The sequence below is a fragment of the Natrinema soli genome (genome assembly GCF_028618695.1).
Genome location: NZ_JAQIVI010000741.1, coordinates 1 through 7,838, shown reverse-complemented (window position 1 = coordinate 7,838; position 7,838 = coordinate 1). Strand labels below are relative to the sequence as shown.

At 65.6% G+C, this 7,838-nt stretch carries 7 protein-coding genes; 2 read left to right on the top strand and 5 right to left on the bottom strand.

From position 1 onward, the window contains the following. Both PGX04_RS31370 and hemC read right to left on the bottom strand, forming a co-directional pair. Positions 1-348, bottom strand: a 348-nt coding sequence (locus tag PGX04_RS31370; RefSeq protein WP_273742055.1) for a uroporphyrinogen-III C-methyltransferase, incomplete at its 3' end; no start/stop codon positions are given. A gap of 14 nt (positions 349-362) precedes the next feature. Continuing rightward, entirely contained in the window at positions 363-1,502 is a 1,140-nt protein-coding gene (gene hemC, locus PGX04_RS31365; protein WP_273742054.1) for a hydroxymethylbilane synthase, read from the bottom strand. Between the two features lie 220 nt (positions 1,503-1,722). Between hemC and PGX04_RS31360 the strand changes: the two genes are divergently transcribed. Continuing rightward, positions 1,723-2,088, top strand: coding sequence for a group I truncated hemoglobin (locus PGX04_RS31360; RefSeq protein ID WP_273742053.1), 366 nt, complete (start codon positions 1,723-1,725; stop codon positions 2,086-2,088). A 165-nt stretch (positions 2,089-2,253) separates the two neighbouring features. On the opposite strand, the gene hemL is transcribed toward PGX04_RS31360, so the two are convergent. The 3 genes from hemL to hemB form a co-directional block, all read right to left on the bottom strand. Continuing rightward, on the bottom strand, positions 2,254-3,651 hold the full coding sequence (hemL, locus tag PGX04_RS31355) for a glutamate-1-semialdehyde 2,1-aminomutase (protein ID WP_273742052.1): 1,398 nt from the start codon (positions 3,649-3,651) through the stop codon (positions 2,254-2,256). Positions 3,652-4,095: 444 nt separating this feature from the next. Beyond that, the gene (locus PGX04_RS31350; protein ID WP_273742051.1) at positions 4,096-5,772 is read right to left on the bottom strand and encodes an ammonium transporter; all 1,677 of its coding nucleotides are present in this window, start codon (positions 5,770-5,772) and stop codon (positions 4,096-4,098) included. 484 nt (positions 5,773-6,256) lie between these two features. Next, positions 6,257-7,285 carry a porphobilinogen synthase gene (hemB, locus tag PGX04_RS31345; RefSeq protein WP_273742050.1) on the bottom strand — a complete coding sequence of 343 codons (1,029 nt, stop codon included), beginning with the start codon at positions 7,283-7,285 and terminating at the stop codon, positions 6,257-6,259. A gap of 164 nt (positions 7,286-7,449) precedes the next feature. Between hemB and PGX04_RS31340 the strand changes: the two genes are divergently transcribed. Further along, positions 7,450-7,838: MFS transporter (locus PGX04_RS31340; RefSeq protein ID WP_273742049.1), on the top strand; the 389-nt coding region annotated here is incomplete at its 3' end.

Below are 7,838 nucleotides of genomic sequence, written 5' to 3'. Positions count from 1 at the left end.
CTCCTCGTGGGCCGCGAGATACTCCGCCTCCTCGCCGCCGCGGCCGAAGACGAAGGAGTCGCCGCCCTTCAGCCGGACGACGGACTTGCCCTCGCGAGCCAGTTCGACCAGCCGCTCGTTGATCTCGGACTGGGGCGTGCGTTCGCCGCCCGCCCGCTTCCCGACGTCTTCGCGGCGGTCTTCGGGGAGCGTGTCGATGATTTCGGGACCGGGAAGCTTGTCGTGGAGGACGACGTCGCTCTCCTCGAGCAGGCGTTTCGCCTTGACGGTGAGGAGGTCGGGATCGCCGGGGCCGCTGCCGACGAGGTAGACGGTGCCGGGGTCGGCCTCGATATCGGTTCCTGACATTCGGTACTCGCTAGCTATTTCCCCTCGGGCTTATCTTCCTCGGAGACGCCGTCGTCGTCGCTCTCGGCGTCATCGCGGGCAGCCTCGATCAGTTCGGCTGCGCCGCGGTCCGCGAGATCCCGCGCGAACTCGCGAGCGGCCTCCGCGTGGGTCTCGACCGGCAGATCTCGGCTGCCGGCCACCGATTCCTCGCCGTCGCGGTCGAAGACGCTCACGGTCGCGTGGACGTGCTCGCCCTGGACGACCGCGTAGATGCCGATCGGAGCGATACACCCCCCGCCGAGTTCCGCCAGAACCGTTCGCTCGACGGTCGTCTCGACGCGGCTCCGCGGGTAGTCGATCGCGGTCTGGATATCGCGCGCCGTCTCGCCGTCCCGCGCGGTCACCGCGAGCGCTCCCTGTCCCGGTGCGGGAACGAACGTCGACGTCGGCAACTCCTGATAGTCCACGTAGTGGGCGAGCCCGCTACGCTCGAGGCCCGCCTGCGCGAGGACGATCGCGTCGTACTCGGTGTCGACCTCGCGGCCGAGTGCGCCCTTCTCGAGCTCCGAGAGGTCGTCGAACCACTCGTCGGTGGTGCGGTCGTACTCGGCCTCGAAGTCGTCGTTACCGGTATTGCCCTTCCGCTCCTTGTCCGCTTCCGACCGCTCTTGATGTTCCTCCTGGAGTGCGGGTGCAAGCAGCTTCTCGAGTCGCGTGTCGACGTTCCCGCGCAGGGGCTCGACGGTGAGATCGTCCCGCTCCGAGAGCAGTTGCGCGCGCCGGCGCAGGCTCGAGGTGCCGACGATCGCGCCCGCGGGCAGTTCCTCGAGCGTCGTCCCGTCGGGCGTGACGAGCGCGTCGCCCGGCCGCCCTCGCTCGGGAACCGCGGCGGTCACGAGTTCTTCGGGCTGTTCGGTCGGCATATCCTTCATCGAGTGGATCGCGCCGTCGAGATCCCCCTCGAGGACGCGCTCGTCGAGTTCGCGGACGAACGCGCCGGTCTTTCCCAGCCGGTGGATCAACTCGTCTCTGATCTGGTCGCCCGTCGTCTCCACGGTGACGAGTTCGACCTCGTACCGGCGATCCTCCAAGGCTTCCTGCACCAGTGAAGCCTGTCGCCGGGCGAGTGCGGACCCCCTCGTCGCCAATCGCAGCGTCCCGCGCGTTCTCATAGCAACCAGTCGGGTCCTCGAGTATGAAAAGCGCACGCTTGTCCGGCGCGAGAACAGCGTGGGCTACCGATACCGTGAGTTTCTGTCATGAACGGACGTTCGACTCGAACCCGGCCGAATCCGAGACGAAACTCCGTTTGCGTGGTGATCACACGCATTATTTTTACGATACACGTTCGGGATGCTATTTATATTCTGTGGGGAGGATATATTCGACCGGATGACGAAGACCCTCTACGAGCGACTCGGCGGCGAAGGCGCGATCACGGCGGTCGTCGACGAATTTTACGACCGCGTCATAGCTGACGAACAGGTCGCGGGTTACTTCGACGACGTCGACATGCAGAAACAGCGGGCTCACCAGGCCCAGTTCATCAGTTCGGTCACCGGCGGCCCGGTCGAGTACTCGGGCGCGGAGATGGAATCCGTCCACGCGGATATGGGCATCACCCCGTCGGACTTCCAGGCGATCGCGACCCACCTCGAGGACGCGCTCGCCGAGTTCGGCGTCGGCGCGGACGACCGGGAAGCGGTGCTCTCGGAGATCGCGAGCTATCAGGACGCGATCGTCACTGCGGCGGACTGAGCCGTCGGCGCTGGCTCGAGACCGTCACCGCCGAATCCGAGAAGATGTCGACGGTGATCGACGACGAATCCCTCGCGGACGCGACGACGGAAGCGCTCGTGCTGGAGTGCCTCGGTTCCGGTTCCGTTACCCTTCTCTTCTGGGCTCGAGCTACTGCCTGAGTGGCTACAGCGCGTCCTTGTACGCCTCGAGCGTCTCCTCGACGTCTTCTTCGGTGTGGCCGTAGCTGACGAACTGGCATTCGAACTGGTTCTGTGAGAGGAAGACGTCCTGCTCCTTCATCTGCCTCCAGAAGATGCGCCGCCAGCGCTCGGTCTCGGCGTTTTTCACGTCGCCGGCGTTCTTCGGGGAGTAATCGTAGCGCGGACAGGTCGGGTCCTGCCGGCAGCCGGCCGGGCACTGCTCCTCGAGCGAGTCCGACCCCTGCTCGCGGTTGTCACCGCTCGCGTCTTCCGGCGTGCGTTGCACGCCGCTCGGCCCTTCGCGGGTGAATATCACCTTGAACATGCTGTCGGTGCCGGTGACGGTGTAGCTGGGTGCCTGATCGGCGACGATGTCGGTTAATCCGCGGCGCAGTCGGTCGCCGAGCCCGTTGACGTGGCCGTAGACGTCGTTTTCCGCGGCGAATTTGAGGGTCTCGAGGCCGGCGGCCATCGTGACGGGGTGGCCGGAGAAGGTGCCGGCCTGGAAGACGTCGCCCGTCGGTGCGAAGTGCTCGATGATTTCGGCTCGGCCGCCGATCGCACCGACGGGGAAGCCGCCGCCGATGATCTTCCCGAAGGTCGTCAGATCGGGGGTGACGCCGAACTCGCTCTGAGCGCAGCCGAGGCCGCCGACCCGGAAGCCGGTGATCACCTCGTCGAAGATGAGCAGCGAGCCGTGTTCCTCGGTGATCTCCCGGAGGAACTCGTGATAGCCCTCTTCGGGGTAGACGATGCCGTAGTTGCCCAGAATGGGTTCGGTGAGGACGGCCGCGATGTCGTCGCCGTGGTCCTCGAACACGTCACGGATCGCGTCCTCGTCGTTAAACGGCACCGGAAGGGTGTGTTCGGCGAACGACTCCGGAATCCCCGCGGAGGAGGGTTTCGGATCGTCGGCGTCGCCCTCGACCAGCGTCGACTCCTGTGCGCCGTGGTAGCCGCCCTGCATGACGACGATCTTGTTCCGCCCGGTGTACCCCCGCGCGAGGCGCACGGCGGAGGTAGTCGCCTCGGTCCCCGAGTTGACGAACCGGATCTTCTCGACGCTCGGGACGTGCCGGACGACGAACTCCGCGAGATCGACCTCGACCTCGGTCGGGGTGCCGTACATCGGTCCCTCACTGGCCTTGCGCTGGATACCGGCCCGCACGGGCTCTGGGAGGTCGTGACCCAGCAACAGCGGCCCGAGTCCCATGACCCAGTCGATGTAGCGGTTGCCGTCGGCGTCGATGACGTGGCCGCCCTCACCCTTTCGAACGAAGAACGGATAGGGTTCGATCGCCGCGCGGACCGCGGAGTTGACGCCCCCGGGCAACACCGACAGCGCCCGATCGTACAGCTCGCGTGAGTTGTCCTCGGTCATAGGCAGGGGTTGGATTTCGGGCGGGAAAGTTGTACCGAGGTCGGTCGCTGAACTGCTGCGGCCAGCCGCTGAACCGCCGGCCGGCCGCCGCCGAACCAGCGGTCCCGCGTCGAACGCGTTCGGCTCGAGCCGGGGACGCTCGAGTCCCGTTGAGTCTCGCCGATCGCGACGGGGTTTCATCGGCTATCGGAGCGCGGCGGATCGGAAGAAAAGCGTCGAACGCCACGTGAATCAATACGGCGGTGTCCGATCGAAACCACAGCGGACAGCACTGCGTCGGCCGCGAGCCGGGTGAGGTCACAGCCGACGTGACGCCCGGTTCGGACGGGCGTCGAGTCGCCGAACCCAGTTTGTTAGACACCGTGGAACGCGGGTCACGTGAGTCACCTCACGTCGCGGTCCGTCGGCGGGCGGACCGCGATCGGTCGACCGCGTGATCCGACCTCAGACGGCATCACGACCGGTTTTGCCGGTGCGGATCTGGGTCGCGCCCTCGACGGGCATGACGAATATCTTGCCGTCACCGGGTTCGCCGGTTTCGGCGCCGTCGCGGATGGCATCGACGACCTCCTGGGCCGGGATGTCCGCGACGACGCACTCGATCTTGACCTTCTGGTGGAGGTCGACCGTGTACTCTTCGCCGCGCCACTGCCCCTTCTTCGCGGGCTGTGAGCCGCGGCCGGAGACGTTGGTGACGGTCAGCGACGGTGCGCCGGCTTCGGCGAGCGACTGCTTGATCGCGCCGAGACGGTCGGGGCGGACGATCGCCATGACCATCTTGATCTGGCCGTCGTTCGGCTCGCCGCCGTCAGCGCGAATGACTCCGTCGGAGCCGCCGTCGGCCGCGACGTCGGGCTGTCCGAACTCGGGGTAGGTGTCGACGCCGTGTTCGGAGACGTCGAGCCCGTCTCGCTCGTGTTCGGGCGAGACGCGGGCCTGTCCCATGGCCTTCAGCGCACCGAAGACTGCGGCGGTTGCGACGACCGTCCAGACGGTGATGGCGACGACGCCTGCGAGCTGTGCGATGAACGCGTTGACGACGCTATCGACCATGCCCGGAGCGGCCACGAACGGGAACAGCAGCGTTCCGAGGACGCCCGCGGATCCGTGGACGGGGAAGACCGCACAGACGTCGTCGATCTTCAGACGCTGCTCGACGAAACTGAAGACGATCGGCAGCTGTGCGCCGGCGAGCAGACCGACGACCAGGGCACCCCACCACGCAGTGACGTCAGGGATTGCAGTAATGCCGACGAGACCGGCCAGTAGGCCGTTCGCAACGTAGAGCGTGTCGACTTTGCCGGTTTTCAGGAGGGCGACTGCGCCGGAGCCGATGGCACCCATCGCCATCGCTAGCGTCGTCGTCAGCACAACGCGGCCGAGGACGGCTCCGTTGAACACCATCTCGCCGTCGGCGTTCTCGACGAAGATCGAGGCCGTCCCGACGTTGAACCCGTACCAGCCGAAGGCGAGCAAGAGCGTTCCCAGCACCGCGAACGTCATCGAGTGACCGGGAATGACGTTGACGCTCCCGTCACTGTTGTACCGATCCATGCGCGGACCGAGTACCCAGGCTGCGGTGAGACCGGCGATGCCGCCCATGCCGTGGACGATCATCCCGCCGGCGAAGTCTTGAAAGCCGGTTCCGACGTACTCGAGAATGTACCCACCGGACCACGTGATCCCGGTAACGACTGGGTAGATGACCGCCGCTAGCAGGAAGGTGTACGCGACGTACGCGCGGAGTTTCGCGCGTCCGGCGACGGCACCGGAGACGATCGTCGCCGCCGTCATCGCGAAGACGGCCCCGTAAAACCAACCGCTGGCCCACGAACCGGGATCGTTACCGGCGACCCAGTTGAAGCCGCCCCCGCCGACGAGACTGCTCACACCGGCTCCGACGAGGAAGAACGTGACGACACCGACCGACCAGGTCAGCAGGTTCTTCGTCAGCTGGTTGGCGACGTTCTTCGAGCGAACCTGACCGGCCTCCAGCATCGCGAAGCCCGCGTGCATGAAGAAGATCAGGAAACACACCACCAGGATCCACGTGTAATTGAGCGCATCGACGAGGACGCCAACGTCAGCGACCTCTCCGGACTGCAAGAGCGTCGGCTCCATCAGGCAGCCACCCCCGTTTTCGTCGTTTTGTCACCGATACGTTGTAGACGTATGTCCATGTATGGTCCGATCGAGCGCATGGTTGTATTCTGAATCACGTCTGATGCCGATGGACTAACCTCATATAAGGGTTAGCGTTGTCGGATGTCTAATAATCTCCGAGTAGTAGGGGCAACCGAACAAATCTAAAGGTGATCTAATGTGTATAAGGCAATTCGATCTTGCGGATTTTCCGAGCAGTGGTTATATATTCTCTCTTTGTAAACCCGGAAAAACTCGAGATAATTCGGATCGCCGCCGTAGCGACCCATTACACCCCCTCGAACAGCGCAACTCGCCTCGCGCGCGGCAGATATTGCCAGTTGTTCGACATCGTTGGGCAAGGTGTGGACGTTCGTTCGAATGCCACCGGCTGCTCGCGCGGAGTCGGTCGTTTCGACGGTGCGCTCACCGATTCACCCTCGGCTCGACCAGGGGTTTCCGGCTATCGACCGCCGGTCAGCCCTTCGGCGACGTCCTCCGCGAAGTAGGTAAGAATCAGATCCGCACCGGCGCGCTTGATCGACAGCAGCGACTCGAGCCCCGAATCCTCGAGATCCAGCCATCCCTTCTCGGCGGCGGCGTGGAGCATGGCGTACTCGCCGGAGACGTTGTAGGCCGCGACGGGGTGGTCGAACTCCCGGCGGACGGCGCTGACGATGTCGAGGTACGGCAGCGCGGGCTTGACCATCATCACGTCCGCGCCCTGCTCGGCGTCGAGTCGGACTTCCCGCATGGCTTCCCGCGAGTTCGCGGGGTCCATCTGGTAGTGACGGCGGTTGCCGAAGGACGGTGCGCCGTCGGCGGCGTCCCGGAAGGGGCCGTAGAAGGCGCTCTCGTACTTCGCCGCGTAGCTCATGATCGGGACGTGTTCGAATCCCGCTTCGTCCAGCGCCGATCGGATGACGCCGACCATCCCGTCCATCATCCCGCTCGGTGCGACCATGTCCGCGCCCGCGCGAGCATGCGAGGTGACGATACGCTCGAGACGCTCGAGCGTCGCGTCGTTGTCGACGGTCATCGTCGGTTCGCACGCGGGCCCGTCCGCCTCGACGATGCTACCGTCGGTTCGCAGCTCTTCCTCGAGCGGGCCGCAGTGGCCGTGGTCGGTGTACTCGCAGAGACAGACGTCGGTGATGACGTAGGCGTCGGTCTCGCTCGTGATCCGCTGCAGCGCTTCCTGAATGACGCCGTCCTCGGCCCACGCACGACTCCCCTCGGGATCTTTCGACTCCGGGATGCCAAAGAGCATGATCGCCTCGACGCCCGTCTCGAGTACCTCCTCGACGCGATCGACGATCCCGTCGATCGGGACCCGCTCGTGACCGGGCATCGTCTCGATCGGGACGCGCTCGTGGGTCGTTGCGTCGACGAACACCGGCGCGATCAGATCGCTCGGCTCGAGGCTCGTCTCGCTGACGAGGCCGCGAACCCGGTCCTGTCGGAGCCGCCGGGGGCGATGAGTGAGGTCCATAGACGTGCATTCGCCGGGAGTCGCAAAAGCGATGCGCTCCGGCCGGTGGTCGGACTCGAGGCGGCGGCTGCCGGTAGCAGTACCCTCATCCGTCGGGATCGGTGACTGCCTGATGCGATCGCGTCCCGGCCGCCGGGAGCTGCGACGAAGGGTGAACTCGAGTAATGCGCTGGCGATACGAGGAGACCGTCCTCGCGATGTGTACGCTCGCCTTCCTGGCGACGATGGCCGCCAGGCTGGTGATCAGCCCGGTCGTGCCCCGGATCACCGCCGAGTTCGGCGTCTCGAACTCGGTGATCGGGCTCGCGCTGACGGGGATGTGGATGGCGTACTTCTGCTCGCAGTTCCCCAGCGGCGTCTTCGGTGACCGGTTCGGCGAGCGCCGCGTCATTCTGGTCGCCGTCGGCGGGACGGCCGTTGCGAGCGCGTTCCTCGCGATCGCACCACTGTTCCCCGTCTTCGTGGTCGGCACCATCGTGCTCGGGGCCGTCGCCGGCCTTCACTACAGCGTCGCGACGACGCTGCTCTCTCGCACCTACGACGATATCGGGAC

Bases quoted from the DNA above. Each gene is read 5' to 3' on its own strand.
- hemC (WP_273742054.1), bottom strand. From the start codon at position 1,502: ATGAGAACGCGCGGGACGCTGCGATTGGCGACGAGGGGGTCCGCACTC.
- hemL (WP_273742052.1), bottom strand. From the start codon at position 3,651: ATGACCGAGGACAACTCACGCGAGCTGTACGATCGGGCGCTGTCGGTG.
- PGX04_RS31360 (WP_273742053.1), top strand. From the start codon at position 1,723: ATGACGAAGACCCTCTACGAGCGACTCGGCGGCGAAGGCGCGATCACG.
- hemB (WP_273742050.1), bottom strand. From the start codon at position 7,285: ATGGACCTCACTCATCGCCCCCGGCGGCTCCGACAGGACCGGGTTCGC.
- PGX04_RS31350 (WP_273742051.1), bottom strand. From the start codon at position 5,772: ATGGAGCCGACGCTCTTGCAGTCCGGAGAGGTCGCTGACGTTGGCGTC.